This window comes from Pseudomonas sp. TH41, assembly GCF_016650695.1.
Classification (GTDB): domain Bacteria; phylum Pseudomonadota; class Gammaproteobacteria; order Pseudomonadales; family Pseudomonadaceae; genus Aquipseudomonas.
Genome location: NZ_JAEKFH010000009.1, coordinates 210,748 through 232,539, shown reverse-complemented (window position 1 = coordinate 232,539; position 21,792 = coordinate 210,748). Strand labels below are relative to the sequence as shown.

Sequence of the window (21,792 nt, the reverse complement as noted above, 5' to 3'; positions counted from 1 at the left end):
GAAACGTGCAGGCCCGACAGAACTTTTAACTCGCGCGCCGGCGCTTTATCCTGTCTCTCTCAGCAAGCATTATGGGCCGATCGCACCCATGCCAAAGGTGCCGGACATTCGTGGTGAAAAGGAACTGCAGTTGAACGAACAGACATTGTCCATGCGCCTGGAGCGCGTGGCGGCGCATGTGCCAGCAGGTGCGCGCCTGGCCGATATCGGCTCGGATCACGGCTACCTGCCGGTGGCGTTGATGCACCGTGGCGCCATCGCGGCGGCGGTGGCCGGCGAGGTGGCATTGACGCCGTTCCGCTCGGCCGAACGCACCGTGCGCGAGAACGATTTGGACCCGTGGATCACCGTGCGCCTGGCCAATGGCCTGGCGGCGATCGAGCCGGGAGACGGGATCACGGCGATCAGCATCTGCGGCATGGGCGGCGAGACGATCCGAGATATCCTCGACAGCGGCAAGGCGCGCCTGAGCGGCCAGGAGCGCCTGATCCTGCAGCCCAACGGCGGCGAGCAGCCACTGCGCCAATGGTTGATGGAAAATGGCTACCGAATCCTCTGCGAGGAAGTACTGCGGGAACACCGCTTCGACTACGAAATCATCGTCGCCGAGCGCGACGGGCCGGTGATGTACACCGCCGAGGAGTTGTACTTCGGCCCGCTGCAGATGCAGGCACGCAGCCCGGCGTTCCTGGTCAAGTGGCAGCGCATGCTGCGCCACAAGCAGCAGACCCTCGCGAAGTTCACCCAGGCGCGGCGAGCCGTGCCCGAGGAGAAGGTGCAAGACATCGCCCGGCAGGCCCGGTGGATCACTGAACTGCTGGCTTGAGACGGCTACGGGTTTCTGTGGGGACACGCGTTGAGGAGATGAAAATGAATGGTTTTCTGGTGATTTTCTTTACCCAACAGAACCGTCGTTATCAGGGAAAGATGCTCGGTGACTGGATCGTTGATGTGGCCAAAGAAATGGGGCTGAGAGGCGCGACCCTCTCTACCGGTATCGAGGGTTTTGGGCACACCGGTCGGATGCACTCCTCGCATTTTTTTGAATTGGCAGATCAGCCTACGGAGATTCGCATGGCTATCACCGAGGACGAATCCGAAAGGTTGTTCAAGCGATTGGAGGCTGAGGAAATCTCCGTGTTTTACATAAAGACCCCAATTGAGATGGGCTTCGTCGGAAAAAAGGCCAGCTAGCCAGTAATGCCTGTCAGTTAAGAAATCCCAGGTGAAACACGCTTCCTGTAGCAGCTGGCGAAGCCTGCGTTCGGCGGCGAAGCCGTCGTGAAATCAGTCGACGCGATGCATCAGAAACACCTCGTGGACAGGTTTTACGACGGCTTCGCCGCCGAACGCAGGCTTCGCCAGCTGCTACATCTATGGTTACCCCCTTTTCTGCAATACTGTTTTTGATGCGTGTTTGGCTTGCTTTCATCTATCCGGCGTCTGAGTGGGGTTGTGGCCCCGCGCCTCGATGAGAATCGATGCCTAACGACCCTAATTAGATTGACGGCCTTTCAGCCGTGTAGCAGCTCAGGGTTGTCGTCAGGCCGGTTGGCCGTTCACGTCATCTGTTATCCAGCATCGCAAACAAGGTGGGTGGTGCTTGGGTGACAGCAGGGTCAGGCGTTCATCACGCTTGGCCCTGCATCGAATTCGGTGTGGTGTGCCGCAATCGCCCAGGCGATTCTTGCCAGCTTGTTGGCCAACGCACAGACCACGAGATTGGAGTGATGGTGGGACGCTAATAGCTGGCGGACCCAGTCCGCCAAAGCACCTTTCTGTCGTTCCAGCTGTATCAAATAAACACGGGCACACTGGATGAGTAGGCGTCTCTGGTTTCGATCACCACGCTTGCTGATGCCCAGCAGAACGGTCTTGCCGCCCGTGGAGTGCTGTTTGGGCACCAACCCGATCGAGGCCGCATAGCCTCGGCCACATTTGAACTGTTTGCCATCGCCCAACTCGGCAGCCAGGACGGTGGAGGTGATCGGGCCGATGCACGGCATGGTCATCAAGCGCGTTGCCAGATCATCTTCAGCGGCCTGGCATTCCATGTCTTTGTCCTGCGCCTTGACCTGCCCATCCAGATAGTTGAAGTGCCCATGCAGCACCATCAGATTTTTCTTGATGCGTTCAGAAAATGAACTCACCTCAAGCAACGCTGGAAGCTCTTTGATGGCTTTGAAGCCGGCTGCGAGGCTGACACCAACCTCCAGAAGGGCTGCGTGAATCCGATTGACGGTCGCAGTGCGGTCTTTAATGAACGACTCACGGAGCGAGTTGGACATGGCCAGCGCCTGTTGGGCTTGGGTTTTTGGCGGCACAAAACGCATCGTGGGCCGGGTCGCCGCCTCGCAGATCGCCTCGGCATCAGCGAAGTCGTTTTTGTTGCTTTTCACATACGGACGCACGAGATGAGGTGCAATGAGCTTGGGCGTATGCCCCAGCTTGGCGACCTCCTGCGCCATGAAGTGGGCGCCGCCGCAGGCCTCCATCACGACGGTGCAGGATTCCAAGTTGGCCAGGTACCGAATGAGCGTCACCCGATTGAATTTTTTGCGGCAAAGCTCATGACCGCGATCATCTTGTGCATGCAGATGAAAAGAGTGTTTTCCCAAGTCGATGGCGGCAATAGCTACTTTGGTCATGGCATCAGTCTCCGATGAGCCCCCGGTGAAAGCTTAGTGGGCGATCACAGGGGGCGGCGGGGGTAGCCATTTCATTAGATCGCATTACGGCTTAACTGATCGGCATTAAGCTAGCCAGTCCCTTTCTAAAGACGCGCGGTCCGGGAGAGGACTGCCAATGAGGCAGCGCGTCGAATTTAGCTGCCGCAGGCTGCGATCTTTTCGGGTTACACGCGGAATTGCTTGAGCAATCCGTTCACCTGTTCACTCAGTTCCTTGAGCCGAACACTGGCCAGGCTCGATTGTTCGGCCGCCAGTGCCGTGCTGTGGGACAACCCGGCCGCCTGGGTGACGTTTTGATTGATGTCCTCGACCACATGCGCCTGCTGCAACGTCGCGCTGGCGATCGAAGCGTTCAACCCGTTGAGGTTGCGCAGCGCCTGGCCAATGGCATTCAGGCTGGCACCGGCCAGCCCAGCCTGCTCGATGGTCAATTGCGATGCGCGGCTGCTGTCGCCGATCACCTTGACGGCCGCTTCGGAGTGACTCTGCAGGCGTTCGATCATCGATTGGATCTCGGCCGTGGACTTCTGGGTGCGCTGTGCCAGCAACCTTACTTCATCGGCCACCACGGCAAAACCGCGACCTTGCTCGCCGGCCCGGGCGGCTTCGATGGCCGCGTTGAGGGCCAGCAGGTTGGTTTGCTCGGCGATGGAGCGGATCACTTCCAGCACGCTGCCGATCTGGGTGCTTTCGGCGGCCAGGGTCCGAATCACTTCCACCGCCTGATCGATGGTCGAAGATAACTTGTCGATTTGTTGCAGGCTGCCGTCGATGTTGACCTGCCCTTGCTGCGCCTGAGACTCGGCATCGCGCATTTCGCTGGCGGCGTGCTCGGCGTTCTTCGCAACGTCCTGCACGCCATAGGTCACTTCGTTGATTGCCGTCGCCACCAATTCCATCTGCTGCGACTGCTGCTGGCTGCGTTGTTGTGCCTGGGCGGCGTCGTTGCCCAGTTCACTGGACGACTGACCCAGGGCGCTGGCGGACACCTGCAATTCGCTGATCACCTGTCGCAGCTTGGCGGTGAAGGCATTGAAGTGGCCTGCCAATTGCGAGACTTCATCCTGGCCCTGAGTGACGAGGCTGCGGGTCAGGTCGCTTTCGCCGCTGGCGATGTTGGCCATGGCATCCACGGTTTCTTGCAGTGGCCGCACAATGCTGCGGGCAATCAGGATCACCAGCAGCGCCATGATCAGGGCAATCACCAGCCCGACGAAAGAGGCTTTCCAGACCTGGCCGTAGAACTCGGCCTGCATGTCATCAATGTACACGCCCGAGCCGATCACCCAGCCCCAGGGTTCGAACAGCTTGACGTAGGACGTTTTTTCCACCGGCGCGCTGGCACCCGGTTTTGGCCAGCGATAGTCGATGCTGCCGGCCCCCCTGGACTTGGCGACGGCGACCATTTCGTTGAATACCGCAAAACCATCCGGGTCGCGGATAGCCGAGAGGTTCTGGCCATCGAGTTTAGGGTTGGCCGGGTGCATGATCATCACCGGCGTCAGGTCGTTGATCCAGAAATAGTCGTTCTGGTCATAACGAAGACCGCGAACGGCAGTCAACGCCTGCTTCTGCGCCGCGTCACGAGTGAGCGTGCCGGCGGTTTCGAGGTCGTGGTAGTAGGTCAGAATGCCGCTGGCGGTCTGCACCACGTGCTGTGTTTTCTGCGCCTTGGCATGATAAAGGTCGTCGTGAATCTGCTTGAGCATCAAAACGCCCAGGGTCAATAGCATCATCACGGCCACGATCAGGATGAGCCACAAGCGTCGGCTGATCGACATACTGCGCAAGCTGTTCATAACGCTGTCACTCCGGGTTTTTGTTTTTGTAATAAATGATCGCCAGCATCCAACCACACTTTGTAGACCGGGCCTATTCGACCCAAGTCCAATAACACGGCAGCAGTAACAAGACTTGTCTGATAGGATTTCGGCCCCGCACAGTAAAGCCTGAATCCAGGTTGATTTTTCACAGGATTTTGACGGTGCTGTGTGGATCTTGTGCGCGCCGGACTTCAGCTACGCTGATTGCAGTGAACGCTCTACAAAATTTTAACGGGGCATGCCTGGGGGCATTGCTTCTTGGGGGATTGATGGAACTTTGGACCGCCTTGCAGGCATTGATTCTTGGAGTTGTAGAAGGGCTGACGGAGTTTTTGCCCATTTCCAGTACCGGACACCAGATCATCGTGGCCGACTTGCTCAACTTTGGGGGTGAGCGGGCTATCGCGTTCAACATCATTATCCAGTTGGGGGCGATTCTGGCCGTGGTCTGGGAGTTTCGCCGCAAAATCCTCGACGTGGTGACCGGTTTGCCGACCCAGCCAAGTGCGCGTCGCTTTACCGCGAACCTGCTGATTGCGTTTATGCCGGCCGTTGTCCTCGGTGTGATTTTTTCCGATTTGATTCACCAATACCTGTTCAACCCGATTACGGTTGCCACGGCGTTGGTCGTGGGCGGGATAATCATGTTGTGGGCCGAGAAGCGTCAGCATGAAGTGCATGCCGAAACGGTCGATGAAATCACTTGGCAAGACGCTCTGAAAGTCGGCTTCGCCCAGTGCCTGGCGATGATCCCGGGAACATCGCGTTCCGGTTCGACGATCATTGGTGGCCTGCTGTTCGGGCTGTCGCGCAAAACCGCGACCGAGTTCTCGTTCTTTCTAGCGATGCCGACCATGGTGGCTGCGGCGGTGTATTCGGGGTTCAAGTATCGCCACATGTTCGTGCCGGCAGACTTCCCGGTGTTCGCTATCGGTTTCGTCACCGCATTCATCTTCGCGATGATCGCGGTCAAGGGCTTGCTCAAGTTCATCGCCACCCACAGCTATGCGGCATTTGCCTGGTACCGCATTGCGTTCGGCATTGTGATCCTGGCGACCTGGCAGTTCGGTTGGGTCGATTGGGCTGCCGCGAAGCCATGAATGACTCCAGCGCGCGTCGCAATCCCGGGCGCCCATCCGGAGGAGAGACCCAGCATCTTCGGCTAAAACTGTTGGTGTTCGCGGTCTTGTGCGCACTGCCACTGTTTGGCTCGATCTCGCTCTGGCTGCAGCGGGTTTCGGTGATCCCTGTGGCGGCGTACGGGATTGTCAGCGTGCTGGCGTTTTTTCTGTATTGGAGCGACAAGCGCAAGGCGCGCTCCGACCGTTGGCGTACACCGGAGAACGTGTTGCATGCGGTGGAGTTGGCGGGCGGTTGGCCAGGGGCCTTGGTGGCGCAACAGGTGTTTCGGCACAAGACGCGCAAAGTCTCGTTTCAGCTGGTGTTCTGGATCATTGTGCTGATGCACCAAGTGTTCTGGATCGACCAGCTGTTCCTCGGCGCACACCTGTTCGCATTGTTCTAAAAGAGAGTTCTACAGCAGCAGGCCGACCTGAGTGCGCTTGGGCAGCTTGCTCACCACCAGTTGATGGGAGCGTTGCAGCAACCCTTGCAGCTCTTCGGCGGCCAACGGGTAGGGCGTTTCCATGATGATCCACTGGGCTCGCGCCAGATATGGCGCGGGATGAATGCCCGGGCGGTCGCAATGCCCGAGAAACAAGTCCTTGTCGACCTTGAACGCCAGGGACGCGCCGCGCAAGTTCTGCAAGGCAAACATCTTGTTCCCGGCAATCGAAAACACCCGCACGCCCCCCCATTTGTAGTCTTCCCGCGCACCCGGCAGCGCGAGGCAGAATGCTGCGACATCCTCTTCGCTCATGCGTCCAGCCTTCATATCAGTCGGTCCCCACAGGTATTGAATGATTCGATCAAATGGTCGATCCAGGCGCGCACCGCCGGCATCACTCCGCGACGATGAGGGTAGACCGCTTGCAGCCAGCCGCCCGGTAGCGACCATTCAGGCAGCAATTGCACCAGCGAGCCGTTTTCCAGTTCCTGCTCGCAATACATCATCGGCAGCATCGTAAAGCCCAGGCCGGCGAGGGTGCAGGCCCGGCGCACGATGAAGTCGTCGATGCCCAGTCGCGCTTCCAGTGCCACGTCGAAGCTTTTGCCCTGTTGATCGAGCATGCGTATATGCACCATGCGGTCGGCTTCCAGTGCGCCGAGTATTGGCACCCCCTTGAGGTCCTCGGGATGACTGATCCCGCGGCCAAGGAGAAAGGCCGGACTGGCCACCAGAAGCATCTGCGCCTGGCGCAGGCGCCGGGTCACCAGCAGTGGATCTTCATCACCCAACTCGCGAACCCGCAAAGCGACGTCGACGCCCTCGGTCACCAGATCGACCCGACGGTTGAGCAGCATGACTTCCAGTTGAACCTGCGGGTGCTTTTCAAGAAATTTGCTGATGACCATCGGCAACATTTCATGGGCCAGCCCGACGGGGCAGGACACCCGCAAGCGCCCCCGAGGTTCGCTGGACATGCTGGCCACCGCTTCATCGGCCATTTCGGCTTCCAGCAACATCGCCTGACAGTGGCGCAGGTAACGCTCGCCCACCGCTGTCAACTTGAGTTGTCGTGTGGTGCGTTGCAGCAGGCGCGCCCCAAGGCGTTCTTCGAGTTCAGCGATGCGTCGCGAGAGCCGCGACTTTGGAATCCCCAGCAATCGCCCGGCCGCCGCAAAGCCACCGGCTTCAACCACTTTGGCAAAATAGTAGAGGTCATTAAGGTCTTGCATGATGGTGTGGGCTCGATTGTTCTATCAGTAGGACAAACTATCGCATTGTTGCCGACTAATCAGCTATTGGTTTCGCCTGTAGGATTGTTTCCATCAGATCGCCTCGTGGCGGTCCTCACCTGGAGATCCCACATGAAACTGTTGCATATCGATTCGAGCATTCTTGGTGACAACTCGGCTTCCCGTCAGCTGAGCAGTGAAGTCGTTAAAGCCTGGCAAGCCGCCGAGCCGTCTGCGGTCGTGACCTACCGCGACCTGGCTGCCGACGCCATCAGCCACTTCTCCGCCACGACCCTGGTTGCCGCCGGCACCACCGCCGAACTGCGTAACGCCGCCCAACAGCACGAAGCCGAGCTGAGCGCGTCTACCCTGGCTGAATTCATTGCCGCCGATGCCGTGGTCATCGCCGCACCGATGTACAACTTCACCATCCCGACCCAACTCAAGGCCTGGATCGACCGCATCGCCGTTGCCGGTCAAACTTTCCGCTACACCGAAGCCGGCCCTGAAGGCCTGTGCGGCGGCAAGAAAATCGTGATCGTTTCGACCTCCGGTGGCCTGCATGCCGGCCAGGCGTCAGGCGTTGCTCACGAAGATTACCTGAAACTGGTGTTCGGCTTCCTCGGCGTCACTGACATCGAGATCGTCCGCGCCGAAGGCCTGGCTTACGGTGACGAAGTACGCACCAAAGCCATGAGCGACGCCCACGCGCAAATCAGCGAGCAGCTGTTCGCCGCCGCGTAAGGCTTGCGTAAAGAGCTGAATCAGCTCAGGCAATACACCAAAAAACTCTGTATTCTGATCACGCAAGTGTCAGATACGGAGTTTTTTGTTTCTGGCTATTACATTTCATGGCCCGAGTTATGCAGTAGAGGGTTACCGTCTCCGGTCAAGTAACAAGGTGGGGCATCCCATGGTGCGTCTTTGTGCAACATTACTGATTTGCCTGCTCAGCAGCCTGAATTCAGTGCACGCCGCGCCTGGGCTACGTCCTCACTGGAGCGTCGGCTTCCATGAGATGACCTTTCTCGACCCGTTGGATCTTCAGCCGATGCGGGCCATTGCCTTCTATCCCTCCAGCGACCGCGAACACACCAGCAAACTCGAGGGTTACTCGGTCGAAGCCGGCGAAGACACACGAATCGCCATGGGTCGCTTCCCGATGCTGATGCTGTCCCACGGCAACACGGGAACCCCGCTGGCCTTGCACGACCTGATGACTTCACTGGCGCGCAAAGGGTTTGTGGTGGTGGCGGTGTTCCATCCCGGTGACAACTACAAAGATCACAGCCGTCTCGGTACTTTGAGTAACCTTTACGGCCGACCGATCCAGATTTCCGAAGCGATTACCGCGACCTTGGGCGATCGAATGCTCGCACCTTTCGTCAATGCCGATCAGGTGGGCGTGATCGGTTATTCGGCGGGCGGAGAGACTGCGTTGATCCTGTCCGGTGCCACGCCAGACCTGGACCGCCTGCGCCGCTATTGCCAGGAACGCCCCGATGACCGCGATGCCTGCAACACGCAAGGTGAGTTGATCGTCGACCGCGATGACTTGCAACCGGTCGCCGACCCGCGCGTCCACGCGTTGCTGCTGATGGCGCCACTCAGCTTGAAGTTCGGCCGTTCCACGTTGGCCGACGTGCATGTGCCGGTGCTGCTTTACAGCGGTGATGGCGACAAACTGGTGGCGTTCGACAAAAACGCCGCAGCCCTGGCGCGTAAACTGCCCATCGCACCGGACTTCAAGTTACTGGCCGGGGCAGGGCACTTCGTGTTCATGGCGCCGTGCAACGAAGAACAGATTATCGCCATGCCAGCGCTGTGCACCGATGCCGATGGCGTCGACCGCGAAGACATTCACCGCAACCTGATTTCCGAAGCCGGGCGTTTCTTTTCCCGTACGCTGGGCAAAGCCACCCGCGCCGGGATGCAAACAGCTGATCAAACCGCCGATCAATAAGGTAGTCCCTGTGTAGGAGCGAGCTTGCTCGCGAAAGACGTTAACGATAACGCGTTCTTCCTGAATGAATGCGTCGCTCACAAGTTCTTCGCGAGCAAGCTCGCTCCTACAGGATTGTGGAAGTCAGGCCATTGCGCGGCGTTTAAGCAATAGGGTCAAACCGAGCCCGGTAATGGACAGCAACGCGGCGCTGAAGAAAATCCACGAGTACCCCAGGTTCAAAGCTACTGCCCCCATCAACGGCCCGGCGATCGCCAGCGCCAGATCGAAAAACACCGCATATGCACTTAAGCCCGCGCCGCGACTGGAGTTGGGTACTTGTTTGATCGCTTCAACCCCCAGTGCCGGATACACCAGTGACAGCCCAAACCCGGTCAGCCCGGCACCGATCAGGGCATAACCGGTCGAAGGCGCCAGCCACAGCAGCACCAGGCCTGCTGTTTCAATGGTCATGCAGGCAATGGCCGAGGTGAAGCCGCCAAAGCGGCTTATCGCCGAGATGAACAGCAGTCGCGACAAAATGAAGCAGATCCCGAATACCGTCAGGCAATAGGCTGCGCCAGTCCAGCCTCGACTGACGTAGTACAAGGTGATGAACGTCGTCAGTGTGCCGTAACCGATCGAGGCGAGGCTCAGGCTCGCACCAAACGGCGCGATCCGCCCGAACACCGCCCAGAACGGCAGACGCTCGCCGCGAATCACCGGCACCGAGGGTTTGTTGCGGATGAGCAACAGCGCTGCCAAGGCCAGCAGCGACAGCACGATCCCGAGGCTGGCAAAGCCATATTCTGCGACCATCACCACGCCCAGCGGCGCACCGATCGCAATGGCACCATAAGACGCAATGCCATTCCACGAAATCGAGCGCGCGGTGTGTTCCGCACCAACCTGGCCCATGCACCAGCTGATGGTGCCGACACCGATCAAGCCCTGGGCAATCCCGAGCAACAAGCGACCGGCAATCAGGATCAACAAACTCGGCAGCGGAAAACTTTGCAGCAGCGTAGAAATCAACGTCAGCACGCCACTCAACACAATCCCCGTTAACCCGTAAACAATCGCCCGCTTGGTGCCGATGGTGTCCGACATGCGCCCGGCCATCGGACGGCTCAGCAGCGTGGCCAGGTATTGGGAGCCGATAGTCAACCCCGCAACAATGGCACTGAAGCCCAGCTGTTCATGGACATACCCCGGCAACACCGCAATCGGCAGACCGATGCAGAGGAAGGCAATAAAGGTATAGAAAACGATGGAGACGATCTGCAGGGTGATCGCCATGGAGCTTTGCGGGGGCAGTTGCTGCACAGACATGAGGGCTCGTTCGCGGGCGGCGGTGGGAGAGCTGCATCATGGCTTGGGTGGGAAATAAAAGGAAGCAGGCTAACGATCAAAAGATCGCAGGCTGCGCCAGCTCCTACCTTGGAATGCGTGCCCCTGTAGGAGCTGGCGCAGCCTGCGATCTTTTGATCTTCACGCAATAAAAAGCCCCGTCACCAGGACAGGGCTTTTCAGTTTCAGCAGACGCTTAGAACACCACGCCTTGGCTGCGCAGGTAATCATCATAAGTGCCGCTGAAGTCGATCACGCCGCTAGGGCTGAGTTCGATGATGCGGGTGGCCAACGACGATACGAACTCACGGTCGTGGCTGACGAAGATCAACGTGCCCGGGTAGTTTTCCAGCGCCAGGTTCAGCGCCTCGATGGATTCCATGTCCAAGTGGTTGGTCGGTTCGTCCATGATCAGCACGTTCGGCTTTTGCAGGATCAGCTTGCCGAACAGCATGCGACCTTGTTCACCACCGGAGATGACCTTGACCGACTTGAGGATCTCGTCGTTGGAGAACAGCATCCGGCCAAGGGTGCCGCGAACCAGTTGCTCGCCGCCCTGGGTCCATTGACCCATCCAGTCGAACAGGTTGCAGTCGTCTTCGAAGTCGTGCGCGTGGTCCTGGGCGTAGTAACCCAGTTCCGCGGCGTCGGTCCACTTCACGGTGCCGGCATCCGGGGTCAGTTCGTTGACCAGGGTGCGCAGCAGGGTGGTTTTACCGATACCGTTCGGGCCGATGATCGCAACGCGCTCGCCAGCTTCAACAACGAAGCTGAAATCCTTGAACAGCGGCTTGCCGTCAAAGCCTTTGGCCATGCGCTCGACGATGACCGCTTGACGGTGCAGCTTCTTGGTTTGTTCGAAACGGATGAACGGGCTCACACGGCTCGAAGGCTTGACCTCGGCCAGTTGGATCTTGTCGATCGCCTTGGCGCGGGAGGTGGCCTGCTTGGCTTTCGAGGCGTTGGCCGAGAAGCGGCTAACGAACGATTGCAGCTCGGAGATCTGCGCTTTCTTCTTGGCGTTGTCCGACAGCAGCTGCTCGCGGGACTGGGTCGCCACGGTCATGTACTCGTCGTAGTTGCCCGGGAACAGACGCAGTTCGCCGTAATCCAGGTCAGCCATGTGGGTGCACACGCTGTTCAGGAAGTGACGGTCGTGAGAGATGATGATCATCAGGCTGGAGCGCTGGGTCAGAATGTTTTCCAGCCAGCGGATGGTGTTGATGTCCAGGTGGTTGGTCGGTTCGTCGAGCAGCAATACTTCAGGGTCGGAGAACAGCGCCTGAGCCAGCAACACGCGGAGTTTCCAGCCCGGGGACACTTCGCTCATCGGGCCGAAGTGCTGCTCGATGCCGATACCCAGGCCCAGCAACAGCTCGCCGGCACGGGATTCGGCGGTGTAGCCGTCCATTTCAGCGAACTCGGTTTCCAGTTCCGCCACGGCCATGCCGTCTTCTTCGGTCATTTCCGGCAGCGAGTAGATGCGATCGCGCTCAGCCTTGACCTTCCACAGCTCTTCGTGGCCCATGATCACGGTATCGATCACGCTGAATTCTTCGTAGGCGAACTGGTCCTGGCGCAATTTACCCAGACGCACGTTCGGTTCCAGCATGACCTGGCCGCCGGACGGCTCGAGGTCGCCACCGAGGATTTTCATGAAGGTCGACTTGCCGCAACCGTTGGCGCCGATCAGGCCGTAGCGGTTGCCCGCGCCGAATTTGACCGAAACGTTTTCGAATAGCGGCTTGGCGCCGAACTGCATCGTGATGTTAGCTGTAGAGATCAAAGGTTTTTCCTGCGAAGCATTCAGAGTAGCTAGGGGTGCGGCAGTACCGATTCAGTACCCGTTTCCGGTATTCGAACCACAGGAAATGCATCCCGGTCAGAAGCGGAAGGTCCATCTGGCAATAAGTGGACAGCAGCATGTGGAGCGCTTGGCCCGAGTCGAAGTGCGCTGAGACGGGGTTCATTCCCGTCATCAACCAAGGGGGGCGCGTAATGTTTGGCGGCGATTGTACTGGTCTGGCTCTTTAAACGATAGGGCAATAAGGCCGCACGGACGCTTTGGCGGTATCAGCGGACAGATTTTCGCATCTGAAGGTTAACTATTGGTTACAAACTGTGGCTAAAATGCGATTTATCAGCCGCAGGCCAATCGTCGGCACAGGCTCAACGACGCGCTTGCGGGACCGCTGTTCCGTATTCAGACGCTGCATAAAAACCCTGGGCCCCATGGCCGGCAGGGAACGCAGTTTGTTCACTTCTGACGTGTGACGACTTTTGTGAAACTCATCATCGCCGTTATTTACGTTGTATCCATTGCGTACGTCCATCTGCGGGGTCGGGTGCGCCATAAGCTGGGCCGCCAACTGAGTGATCACTCCACGTTTCTGGCGCCGGTCAATTGCTTCCTTTATATGTGCTCGAAAATCCCCAACAAGCCTTATCTCGATCCTGTTGATTTTCCGGACCTGCGTCCGTTACAGGATCATTGGGAAGAAATCCGTGCCGAAGGCCAGAACCTGATCAAGGCCGGAGAGATCAAGCGCTCTAATCAATACGATGATGTCGGGTTTAACTCATTCTTCAAGACGGGATGGAAGCGCTTCTATCTGAAGTGGTACGGCGACAGCCATCCGTCGGCGATGAAACTCTGCCCGCGCACCACGGAACTGGTGCAAAGCATCGGTTCGATCAAGGCTGCGATGTTTGCCGAGTTGCCACCCGGTTCCAAACTGGTGCGTCACCGTGATCCCTATGCCGGCTCCTACCGTTATCACCTGGGCCTCGAAACGCCCAACGATGCCGGTTGCTACATCAACGTCGATGGCAAGCGCTATCACTGGCGCGACGGCGAAGCGGTGATGTTCGATGAGACGTTCATTCATTACGCCGAAAATACCACCGAGCAGAACCGCATCATTTTGTTTTGCGACATCGAGCGGCCGATGAAGTATCGCTGGGCGGCAGCATTCAATGGCTGGTTCAGCCGTCATGTGATGTCGGCAGCGGGCGCGCCCAACGATGCGGGCGACAAGACAGGCGGCATCAACCGCCTGTTCGCCAAAATCTACAAGATTCGCCTGCGTGGCAAGGCGCTCAAGAAGCGAAATCGTAAGCTCTATTACCTGGAGAAGTGGGCGATTTTTGGTGGGTTGCTGGCGGTTGTTGTACTGCTCTGATTTCTGTTTGGTGGCTGATGACGCCTTCGCGAGCAAGCCCGCTCCCACACTTGTCTTGTGAACGACACAGATCAAATGTGGGAGCGGGCTTGCTCGCGAAGGGGCCGTATCATTCACCGCAACCCTCGAATCAGCCACGAGAAGTTTTGTGTGCTGCCGGCTTGGTTTTACCGGGGCTTTTGCCCCCAAGGCTACGTTTAAGCAGTTCGGTCAGATCAATAACATCGGCCGTCTTGCGTTCTTCCTCACCCGTCGCCGATTCGACATCCTCAATCTTGCCTTCATTAGCCTTCTTCTCGACCAGCGCCATGATCTTGTCTTCGAAGCTGTCGCGGTAATCCTCAGGCTTCCAGTCGGCGCTCATGTCTTCCACCAGGCGTTTGGCCATGTCCAGTTCGCCCTTGGCCAACTCCGGTTTCGTCACCTCGTTGCCCAACTCAAGCGTATCGAGGCTGCGCACCTCCGCAGGCCAGCGCAGCATCACCAGCACCATGGCCGATTCCAGCGGCATCAGCGCGGCCAAGTGCTGACGGGTATGCAGCACGACGTGGGCGAGCGCGACTTTTTTGGTTTTGCTTAACGTTTCGCGCAACAACGCATACACCTTGCCGCCGCGTTTATCCGGCGCGAGGTAGTAGGGCGTATCGATGTTTTGCAAGGGGATTTGCTCGCTGTCGACGAAGGCGAAAATGTCGATGGTCTGCGTAGACAGCGGGTGCGCCGACTTGATTTCCTCTTCGCTGAGCACGACGTATCGGCCCTTTTCGTATTGGACCCCTTTGACGATGTGCTCCTTGGTGACTTCCTTGCCAGTGACCTTGTTGACGCGCTTGTAGCCCACCGGGTCCATGCTGCGGCTGTCGAGCCAGTCGAAATCCACCCCATGAGAGGACGTAGCCGAGACCAGCGCCACAGGGATGTGCACCAGTCCGAAACTGATTGCGCCTTTCCAGATTGCCCTGGCCATCGTCGTCTTCTCCCGTGTGATGATCAGGTGACCTGTGACCTGGCGCAAAAGTTTCAGCGGCGTTTGGCCCAGTCCTGCGGGCAGATCAACGTCGTGTTACATCTTGCGGGGGAGGTTTTGGTTAACAAAACCGAACCCCGGGCGTAGCGTGATACCGATAGATCCTATCCATGCATACGTCGAGAGGCTTCCCCATGAATCGCTTTGTGCTTGGCATCACGGCGTTGGCATTGACTGGCGCGCTGAGCAATCTGCCTCAGGCTGACGCCGCACCCGCCAGTTCGCCATTGCGGATGGCCCAGAACCTGCCGGGCAGCACCAACAACAATCCTTACAACAGCCCGATTCACCGGGCCAATCCCAACAGCATGCAAGGGACGCAACCCAGCGCGCCGGTTATCCGAGGGCCAAACACGGTGCCGGTGCCTCGCCCACCCACCCTGGACAACGGCGGCATTGGCAACCGCTATCCCGAGAATCGGTCGGCTCCCGCCAGCCCACCGAAGTTCATCCCCAATCCGCCCCCTCGAGACGCAGACGACAGCAACCGTTGAGCGGCAAAACGCAGGTCTGCCAGTCATTCAGACGACAAAAGGAATCGTGCATGTTGCGTAAAACCCTCCTGGCCATGTGGTGTGCCAGCGTATTGTTAACCGCCACGGCGCCGGCTTCTGCGGCACCCGTCCAGGAGTTGAAAAGCGAACAAGGCGTCCTTGAAGTCACGACGATCACCAAAGGGCTGGTACATCCCTGGGCCCTGGCGTTTCTTCCCGATCGGCGAGGCATGCTGGTGACCGAACGGCCTGGCAACCTGCGGGTGGTCAGCCCTGACGGCAAACGCTCGGCGCCGCTCGATGGCGTGCCCAACGTCTGGGCCAAAGGGCAGGGTGGTTTGCTCGACGTGGTCTTGTCGCCTGACTTCAAGCAGGACCGAATGGTCTATCTGTCCTATGCCGAAGGTGGCGCAAAGGGCGACAAGGCCGGAACAGTGGTGGGTCGTGGACGTCTGTCCGTAGACCTGACCGCGATCAAGGATTTCAACGTGATCTTCCGCCAGGAACCCAAGCTTTCTGTCGGAAACCACTTCGGATCGCGCCTGGTGTTCGACCGCGATGGCTATCTGTTCATCACCCTTGGCGAGAACAACGACCGCCCGACCGCCCAGGACCTCGACAAGCTGCAAGGAAAAATCGTGCGGATCTATCCAGACGGCAAGGTGCCCGACGACAATCCCTTTGTCGGTCAGTCCGGCGTGCGTCCGGAAATCTGGTCCTACGGCCATCGCAATCCGCAAGGTGCGGCACTCAACCCCTGGACCGGCACCCTCTGGGAAAACGAGCACGGTCCTCGGGGCGGCGACGAGATCAATATTATCGAATGTGGCAAGAACTACGGCTGGCCGCTGGCAACTCACGGCATCGACTATTCCGGCCAGCCGATTCCGGAAGCCAAGGGCAAGACCGCCGAAGGCACCGTCGCCCCGCACCATGTCTGGGAAATATCCCCCGCCCTCAGCGGCATGGCGTTCTACGACGCTGACCGCTTCAAGGCCTGGCAGCACAACGTGTTTATCGGTGCGTTGGTGAGCCGGGAACTGATCCGCTTGCAATTGGACGGCGACAGCGTGGTTCACGAAGAGCGCCTGCTGGGTGAACTCAAGGCACGGATTCGCGATGTGCGGCAGGGACCGGATGGCTATTTGTATGTGCTGACCGATGAGGACGACGGCGCGTTGTACAAGATTGGCCTGAAGTAACCCAATCCCTAATGTAGGAGCGAGCTCGCTCGCGAAGGTCGTCAACGATGACGTTGCACTGGCGGACACCCCGGTGCTCTCAGGTTTTTCGCGAGCAAGCTCGCTCCTACAGCCGAACGCAGGCTTTGCCAGCTGCTACACGGGTTGTTCACTTCACGTTCGGGCATACAAAATCACCGCCGCCCGCAACTTGCCCCGGCCAAAACTGCACATCTTGTCGAATTCCCCATGGCTGACCGGCAAATGCTGGCAGTCGATGGGCTGACGATGCTGGCTATGGTCGACATCCGGGTCGTGCAGGTACACAAATTCTTCATCGCAATCGGTGACGATCACCCAGTGCGGCGATTTGGAGCGGGTCAGTCGATAGCTGCTGATGAGCACCAGCGGCTGGCCACCACCGTCCAATAGCCGTGGCAGATTCAACGGCCCGCCGATCACGCAATCGACGTCTGTGGCGTGCAGCTGCGCTGTGAATTCTTCGTGCACCAGACGCATTACGTCTTTTTTATGCTCATCGCGTACTCCATCGAGAAACAATGGCCCGGCCATGCTCAATTGCAGCCGTACACCAAACCCTCGTCGTGACGCCGCCAGGGCAAGGCCTTGTGGACTGCAGCCACCGTGACCCGCGGTCATGAACACGGTGGTCGCCTCGCGCCAGATCTGCAGTTCCTCGCGGCGTTCCAGCACGCGATCCCCTTGCAGCGCGCCCATCGCCATCAACAGGCAGGCCGGGCCGCAAGTGAAATCGGTGGTTTGCGGGTAATAGGGCACCTTGATGTTGCGGGAATCGCGGTGCTCGAGGATGCGTTTCTCCAGGCGCAAGGCGTCGGCATGGTCTTGGTAATAGTCGTGAATCAACGCAAAACGCCGGTAACCATTGCGCTCATACAGAGCAATCGCCGCCGGGTTGTCGGTGCGCACTTCCAGTCGCAGGTAGGCGCACTCATGTTCAAGGGCGCAGGCCTCAACGCGTTCGAGCAATTGCTTGCCCAGTCCGTTACCACGCGCCTCGGCAGCAATCGCAATCGAGTAAAGGCGCGCCAGCGAGGTGCCCCGATGAAACAGCACCACCGCATAACCCACGAGGTGTTCGCCGCGCTGGGCCACCAACAGTTGCCCGTGAGCCCGATTAATCATCCATAAAAAACTGCGACTGTTGAGCCGATCCGTGGTGAAACATTGTTGTTCAAGTTCCAGTAGGGCCGGTAAGTCTTCAACAACCGCCAGGCGAAAAACAAGATTCATATGGCTACCGTAAAAGTTGCGTAACGAAACGGGACTTTCTAAAAAGTTCGTGCTTAATAGGAAAGGTCTTGTTCTCCAACGGATCAATCACTATGTCAGCGGTACAAGGTCATTGGCGCGAAGTATCCGAGCAAACTTTGCCGGTCGCAACTTATTTAAGCGGGGCAGTTAGAACTTCCAGTCAGTTAATTATCATCGTCGAGCGCAAAGAAGACTGGGCCTCTTACTTTCCCAGTGAAGACATCGTCAGCGCCCAGGAATACCTCGAACAGACCCGCGACAACGAGCAGGGAAAACGGGTCCAGGTGATCAACCTGTGCCGCAGCTACAAGTACCTTGGGCACGGTTATTATTGTTCGCTGCTGGCCGAGGCTCGGGGGCACAAGGTCATTCCTTCGGTGCGCACCATCAGCGAGCTGACCCGTAAATCCCTGTATGGCCTGGCCCTGGATGATCTGGATAAAACCCTGGAAAAAGCACTTAGTCATCATCTTTACAGTGATACCGAAGGCTTTACCCTGACGCTGTACTTCGGCAAAACCAATATCGAGCCCTTGCAGGATCTGGCGCGTCAGTTATTTGAAGTGTTTCCGTGTCCGATATTGTTAGTTGAGTTTCGTCGGACTAATGGCTGGCACATCGAAGGTATTAAGTCTGGCGCTCTGCACAAGTTGCGTGAAGATCAGGAAGATCAGTTCGCCCACTCACTCGACAGTTTCAGCCGAAAAATCTGGCGCCAGCCACGCTCCCGGCGTTTGGCCCGCTATGACCTCGCCATTTTGCACGATCCGCAGGAAGCGTTGCCGCCATCCAATGCCAAGGCGCTGGACAACTTCGTACGCGTTGGCAAGACGCTGGGCATCGATGTGGAGCTGATCGAGCGCAAGGACTACGCACGCATCGCCGAATACGACGGGCTGCTGATCCGCGAGACGACAAGCGTCGACAACCACACCTACCGTTTTGCCAAGAAAGCCGAGAGCGAAGGGTTGGTGGTGATGGACGACCCGGCGTCAATCCTGCGTTGTACCAACAAGGTCTACCTGACCGACCTGCTCAAGAGCCATCAACTCGGTATGCCCGCCACCGAAATCCTCTACAAGGAACGACCGGAAGATTTCGAACGGGTCGGCGAGCGCTTGGGGTTCCCGTTGGTCTTGAAGATCCCCGACGGCTGTTTTTCCCGGGGCGTGATCAAGGTCGAAAGCCAGCAAGCCTTGCTCGAAGCGACGGCCGAACTGTTCGAACACTCGGTGCTGTTGCTGGCTCAGGAGTTTTTCTACACGGAATACGACTGGCGTATCGGTGTGCTCAACCGCAAACCGATTTTTGCCTGCCAGTACTTCATGTCCAAGGGCCATTGGCAGATCTACAACCACAAGGCCAAGGGTCAGGACATCAACGGCGAATGCCGCACTCTGGCGGTACACGAAGCACCACGGGCGGTGGTGGAACTGGCGGTGAAGACCGCGAACCTGATCGGCGACGGCCTCTACGGCGTCGACCTTAAGCAGTCCGGCGACAAAGTGGTGGTGATCGAGGTCAACGACAACCCGAACATGGACGCTGGCATCGAAGACGCTTATTTGCAGGACGATTTGTATTCGCTGGTGTTGGAAGAATTTGTCCGTCGCCTGGAACTCAAGCGCCGCGGCCAGGCCTGGTGAGCGGCCGATGATCAAGAGCTTTCAGTTGACCCACGGCGCCCTGCATAACGTTGAACGGCTGGACGCCGAAGTGATGCTGTTCAGCAACCCGGACGCCGCCGAGCGGGACCTGTTACACAGCCATTTCAAGCTTGATGAACACGCCCTGGCCTCGGCCCTGGATCCCGACGAGGTGTCGCGCATCGAGTTTCATCCCGACAACCTGTTCCTGATCTGGAAGCGCCCGAAAAACTATTCCGGTGCCGGCAGCCTGGCCTTTGAGGTGTCGTCCTGCGGCTTGCTGTTCTCGCCCGGCCGTTTATTGGTGATCGCCACTGACGACTCACCGCTCCATGGGCTCGGCACCCGACAGCGGCTGAACACACCGTTGGATGTGTTGCTGGACCTGCTGTTCAACAACATCCATCACTATCTCGGGCACCTCAAGGTGATCAAGTTGGTTGCCCGGGAGTTGCAGCAAAAATTCAACGCATCGATGCAGAACCAGCACCTGATCCAGATGTTCAACCTCAGCGAAAGCCTGATCTATTACATCAACGCGATTCATAGCAACGGCGCGGTCCTGACCCGATTGCGCAACCACGCGGAAAAGCAGCACTTCAGCGCCGAGGCCATCGGTCTGATCGACGACCTGATCATCGAAAACAACCAGTGCTACAAACAGGCGGAAATCTATTCCACGGTCTTCTCCGGGCTGATCGATGCCCGGGGCAACCTGATGAACAACAGCATGAACAACTTGCTGCGCAAACTGACGTTGATCAACGTGGTGTTTCTGCCGCTGAACCTGATCGCGAGTATCGGCGGGATGTCGGAGTTCAGCATGATGACCGCCGGCACACCGTGGTGGGTGTCGTACCCGTTACTCCTGGCCGCGATGATGCTGGGCGCCGGGGTCATGGTGCAGGGGCTCAGGCGGTTGGCGAAGTGATGTCGGCGGCTGTGAAATCGCCATCGTCGGAACGCCGCCCGGAGCAGGCTCGCTCCCACAATGGTCTGTGCCGTTCATCAATGTTGTGTCCAATTGGAGATCCAATGTGGGAGCGAGCCTGCTCGCGATAGCTATCTCATTAACGCAGCAAGTCACGGAGCCATTGACTTGCCATCCACGCCCGGCTAGTTTTCAGCCATGACTTCCACCGTATTGCGCTGCCAGCCAAGCATTATTACCGCCATTCCTTATTTGGCGGGCTAGCTCACGACTGCAGCACCCAACCCGCCCTAGAGGCGGGTTTTTACTTTCTGTCTCTTGGGTTTTCTGCGTAGGAGCTGCCGCAGGCTGCGATCTTTTGTTTTTCAAAATCAAAAGATCGCAGCCTGCGGCAGCTCCTACACCGACCGTGTGAAACCGGACTTTCAGGAGATGACGATGAATTGCACGCCCGATCAGCAAGCCTTGCTAGAGCATTACGTTAAAAAAATCTTGGCCGCGCCCGTGTACAAACTGGCGGTGCGTACGCCATTGCAGGCTGCACCGGCGTTGTCTGAGGCTTTGGGTAACCAGATCCTGCTCAAGCGCGAGGATTTGCAACCGACCTTTTCCTTCAAGATTCGCGGCGCCTACAACAAGCTGGTGCAGCTGAGCGATGAGCAAAAGGCACGTGGCGTGATTACCGCTTCCGCCGGGAATCACGCTCAAGGCGTTGCCCTGTCGGCACGGGAACTGGGGATTGCCGCAACCATCGTCATGCCTTGCACGACACCGGAGCTGAAGGTGCTGGGCGTTCGCAGTCACGGTGCCAATGCCGTGTTGCACGGCGAGAGTTTTCCGTTTGCGCTGGAGCATGCCTTGAACCTGGCACGGCAAACCGGACGCACCTTCGTCTCGCCATTCGACGACCCGGACGTGATCGCGGGGCAGGGCACGGTGGCCATGGAGATCCTCCGTCAGCACCAAGGGCCGCTGGACGCGATCTTCGTTCCGGTGGGCGGTGGTGGTTTGATTGCCGGTATTGCCGCGTACGTTAAGTACCTGCGCCCCGAAGTCCGGATCATCGGCGTCGAGTCGGAGCACTCTGCGTGTTTGGCCGCCGCCTTACAGGCGGGTGAGCGAGTTGTCTTGCCCGACGTAGGAACCTTCGCCGATGGCGTGGCCGTTGCGCAAATCGGCGCCTACGGTTTCGAGGTCTGTCGGTTTTGTGTTGATGAAGTGCTGATGGTCAGCAACGACGAGCTCTGCGCCGCGATCAAGAACATCTACGACGACACCCGTTCGATCACCGAACCCTCCGGCGCGCTGGCCGTGGCCGGAATCAAGAAGTACGTGGCGCAAACCGGAGCCAGCGGTCAGACCCTGGTGGCCATCGACTCGGGTGCCAATATCAACTTCGACAGTTTGCGGCATGTGGCCGAGCGCGCCGCGTTG

The 21,792-nt window shown here is 58.4% G+C and carries 19 protein-coding genes and 1 pseudogene; 12 read left to right on the top strand and 8 right to left on the bottom strand.

Translation table 11 applies throughout. The annotated features are described in order from the left end of the window. Positions 1-130 precede the first annotated feature (130 nt). On the top strand, positions 131-826 hold the full coding sequence (locus JFU37_RS30290; RefSeq protein ID WP_342215001.1) for a tRNA (adenine(22)-N(1))-methyltransferase: 696 nt from the start codon (positions 131-133) through the stop codon (positions 824-826). Positions 827-870: 44 nt separating this feature from the next. Then, complete coding sequence (locus tag JFU37_RS30285; RefSeq protein WP_201120884.1) at positions 871-1,194, top strand: DUF190 domain-containing protein; 324 nt, start codon at positions 871-873, stop codon at positions 1,192-1,194. 425 nt (positions 1,195-1,619) lie between these two features. On the opposite strand, the gene JFU37_RS30280 is transcribed toward JFU37_RS30285, so the two are convergent. After that, positions 1,620-2,648 (bottom strand): IS110 family transposase, encoded by a 1,029-nt coding sequence (locus tag JFU37_RS30280; RefSeq protein ID WP_201112718.1) that lies wholly within the window; start codon positions 2,646-2,648, stop codon positions 1,620-1,622. Positions 2,649-2,854: 206 nt separating this feature from the next. Then, positions 2,855-4,489: a methyl-accepting chemotaxis protein gene (locus tag JFU37_RS30275; RefSeq protein ID WP_201120882.1), complete on the bottom strand. Its 1,635-nt coding sequence runs from the start codon at positions 4,487-4,489 to the stop codon at positions 2,855-2,857. Positions 4,490-4,782: 293 nt separating this feature from the next. Here JFU37_RS30275 and JFU37_RS30270 point away from each other — a divergent pair, with 293 nt between their 5' ends. After that, complete coding sequence (locus tag JFU37_RS30270) at positions 4,783-5,613, top strand: undecaprenyl-diphosphate phosphatase (RefSeq protein ID WP_201120880.1); 831 nt, start codon at positions 4,783-4,785, stop codon at positions 5,611-5,613. Continuing rightward, the gene (locus JFU37_RS30265) at positions 5,610-6,038 is read left to right on the top strand and encodes a DUF1294 domain-containing protein (RefSeq protein WP_201120878.1); all 429 of its coding nucleotides are present in this window, start codon (positions 5,610-5,612) and stop codon (positions 6,036-6,038) included. The genes JFU37_RS30270 and JFU37_RS30265 overlap by 4 nt, the downstream gene beginning before the upstream one ends. A 9-nt stretch (positions 6,039-6,047) precedes the next feature. On the opposite strand, the gene JFU37_RS30260 is transcribed toward JFU37_RS30265, so the two are convergent. Beyond that, positions 6,048-6,407, bottom strand: coding sequence for an MmcQ/YjbR family DNA-binding protein (locus JFU37_RS30260; RefSeq protein ID WP_201120876.1), 360 nt, complete (start codon positions 6,405-6,407; stop codon positions 6,048-6,050). Further along, positions 6,404-7,312 carry a LysR substrate-binding domain-containing protein gene (locus JFU37_RS30255; RefSeq protein WP_201120875.1) on the bottom strand — a complete coding sequence of 303 codons (909 nt, stop codon included), beginning with the start codon at positions 7,310-7,312 and terminating at the stop codon, positions 6,404-6,406. The genes JFU37_RS30260 and JFU37_RS30255 overlap by 4 nt, the downstream gene beginning before the upstream one ends. Before the next feature lie 132 nt (positions 7,313-7,444). Here JFU37_RS30255 and JFU37_RS30250 point away from each other — a divergent pair, with 132 nt between their 5' ends. Further along, entirely contained in the window at positions 7,445-8,056 is a 612-nt protein-coding gene (locus JFU37_RS30250; RefSeq protein ID WP_201120874.1) for an FMN-dependent NADH-azoreductase, read from the top strand. A gap of 169 nt (positions 8,057-8,225) precedes the next feature. After that, a complete protein-coding gene (locus tag JFU37_RS30245) occupies positions 8,226-9,275 on the top strand; it encodes an alpha/beta hydrolase family protein (protein WP_201120873.1) in 1,050 nt (349 codons plus the stop codon). A gap of 123 nt (positions 9,276-9,398) precedes the next feature. On the opposite strand, the gene JFU37_RS30240 is transcribed toward JFU37_RS30245, so the two are convergent. After that, positions 9,399-10,586 (bottom strand): MFS transporter, encoded by a 1,188-nt coding sequence (locus tag JFU37_RS30240; protein ID WP_201120872.1) that lies wholly within the window; start codon positions 10,584-10,586, stop codon positions 9,399-9,401. 214 nt (positions 10,587-10,800) lie between these two features. Then, the gene (locus JFU37_RS30235) at positions 10,801-12,390 is read right to left on the bottom strand and encodes an ABC-F family ATPase (protein WP_201120871.1); all 1,590 of its coding nucleotides are present in this window, start codon (positions 12,388-12,390) and stop codon (positions 10,801-10,803) included. 496 nt (positions 12,391-12,886) lie between these two features. On the opposite strand from JFU37_RS30235, the gene lpxO reads away from it, so the two are divergent. Next, the gene (gene lpxO, locus JFU37_RS30230; RefSeq protein WP_201120870.1) at positions 12,887-13,786 is read left to right on the top strand and encodes a lipid A hydroxylase LpxO; all 900 of its coding nucleotides are present in this window, start codon (positions 12,887-12,889) and stop codon (positions 13,784-13,786) included. Between the two features lie 130 nt (positions 13,787-13,916). Here the strand turns inward: lpxO and ku are convergent, their stop codons facing one another. Continuing rightward, positions 13,917-14,753, bottom strand: coding sequence for a non-homologous end joining protein Ku (gene ku / locus JFU37_RS30225; RefSeq protein ID WP_201120869.1), 837 nt, complete (start codon positions 14,751-14,753; stop codon positions 13,917-13,919). A 194-nt stretch (positions 14,754-14,947) separates the two neighbouring features. Between ku and JFU37_RS30220 the strand changes: the two genes are divergently transcribed. Together JFU37_RS30220 and JFU37_RS30215 are read left to right on the top strand one after the other, a co-directional pair. Continuing rightward, entirely contained in the window at positions 14,948-15,307 is a 360-nt protein-coding gene (locus tag JFU37_RS30220; protein ID WP_201120866.1) for a hypothetical protein, read from the top strand. A 50-nt stretch (positions 15,308-15,357) separates the two neighbouring features. After that, entirely contained in the window at positions 15,358-16,509 is a 1,152-nt protein-coding gene (locus JFU37_RS30215; protein ID WP_201120865.1) for a PQQ-dependent sugar dehydrogenase, read from the top strand. Between the two features lie 153 nt (positions 16,510-16,662). On the opposite strand, the gene rimI is transcribed toward JFU37_RS30215, so the two are convergent. After that, positions 16,663-17,760, bottom strand: a complete 1,098-nt coding sequence (gene rimI, locus JFU37_RS30210) for a ribosomal protein S18-alanine N-acetyltransferase (protein WP_201120864.1) — start codon at positions 17,758-17,760, stop codon at positions 16,663-16,665. Between the two features lie 92 nt (positions 17,761-17,852). On the opposite strand from rimI, the gene JFU37_RS30205 reads away from it, so the two are divergent. The 3 genes and pseudogenes from JFU37_RS30205 to ilvA all read left to right on the top strand — a co-directional run. Further along, a complete protein-coding gene (locus tag JFU37_RS30205; protein ID WP_242485869.1) occupies positions 17,853-19,427 on the top strand; it encodes a RimK family protein in 1,575 nt (524 codons plus the stop codon). Positions 19,428-19,434: 7 nt separating this feature from the next. Beyond that, a complete protein-coding gene (locus tag JFU37_RS30200) occupies positions 19,435-20,358 on the top strand; it encodes a magnesium transporter CorA family protein (RefSeq protein ID WP_201120859.1) in 924 nt (307 codons plus the stop codon). 432 nt (positions 20,359-20,790) lie between these two features. Then, a pseudogene (ilvA, locus tag JFU37_RS30195) lies at positions 20,791-21,792 on the top strand (threonine ammonia-lyase, biosynthetic); the annotation flags it as partial.

Excerpts from the sequence above, each read along its gene's own strand:
- JFU37_RS30285 (WP_201120884.1), top strand. The coding sequence starts at position 871 with ATGAATGGTTTTCTGGTGATTTTCTTTACCCAACAGAACCGTCGTTAT.
- JFU37_RS30260 (WP_201120876.1), bottom strand. The coding sequence starts at position 6,407 with ATGAAGGCTGGACGCATGAGCGAAGAGGATGTCGCAGCATTCTGCCTC.
- JFU37_RS30275 (WP_201120882.1), bottom strand. The coding sequence starts at position 4,489 with ATGAACAGCTTGCGCAGTATGTCGATCAGCCGACGCTTGTGGCTCATC.
- JFU37_RS30265 (WP_201120878.1), top strand. The coding sequence starts at position 5,610 with ATGAATGACTCCAGCGCGCGTCGCAATCCCGGGCGCCCATCCGGAGGA.
- JFU37_RS30255 (WP_201120875.1), bottom strand. The coding sequence starts at position 7,312 with ATGCAAGACCTTAATGACCTCTACTATTTTGCCAAAGTGGTTGAAGCC.
- JFU37_RS30245 (WP_201120873.1), top strand. The coding sequence starts at position 8,226 with ATGGTGCGTCTTTGTGCAACATTACTGATTTGCCTGCTCAGCAGCCTG.
- ku (WP_201120869.1), bottom strand. The coding sequence starts at position 14,753 with ATGGCCAGGGCAATCTGGAAAGGCGCAATCAGTTTCGGACTGGTGCAC.
- JFU37_RS30215 (WP_201120865.1), top strand. The coding sequence starts at position 15,358 with ATGTTGCGTAAAACCCTCCTGGCCATGTGGTGTGCCAGCGTATTGTTA.
- rimI (WP_201120864.1), bottom strand. The coding sequence starts at position 17,760 with ATGAATCTTGTTTTTCGCCTGGCGGTTGTTGAAGACTTACCGGCCCTA.
- JFU37_RS30220 (WP_201120866.1), top strand. The coding sequence starts at position 14,948 with ATGAATCGCTTTGTGCTTGGCATCACGGCGTTGGCATTGACTGGCGCG.
- JFU37_RS30205 (WP_242485869.1), top strand. The coding sequence starts at position 17,853 with ATGTCAGCGGTACAAGGTCATTGGCGCGAAGTATCCGAGCAAACTTTG.
- JFU37_RS30250 (WP_201120874.1), top strand. The coding sequence starts at position 7,445 with ATGAAACTGTTGCATATCGATTCGAGCATTCTTGGTGACAACTCGGCT.
- JFU37_RS30270 (WP_201120880.1), top strand. The coding sequence starts at position 4,783 with ATGGAACTTTGGACCGCCTTGCAGGCATTGATTCTTGGAGTTGTAGAA.
- JFU37_RS30280 (WP_201112718.1), bottom strand. The coding sequence starts at position 2,648 with ATGACCAAAGTAGCTATTGCCGCCATCGACTTGGGAAAACACTCTTTT.
- JFU37_RS30200 (WP_201120859.1), top strand. The coding sequence starts at position 19,435 with ATGATCAAGAGCTTTCAGTTGACCCACGGCGCCCTGCATAACGTTGAA.
- JFU37_RS30240 (WP_201120872.1), bottom strand. The coding sequence starts at position 10,586 with ATGTCTGTGCAGCAACTGCCCCCGCAAAGCTCCATGGCGATCACCCTG.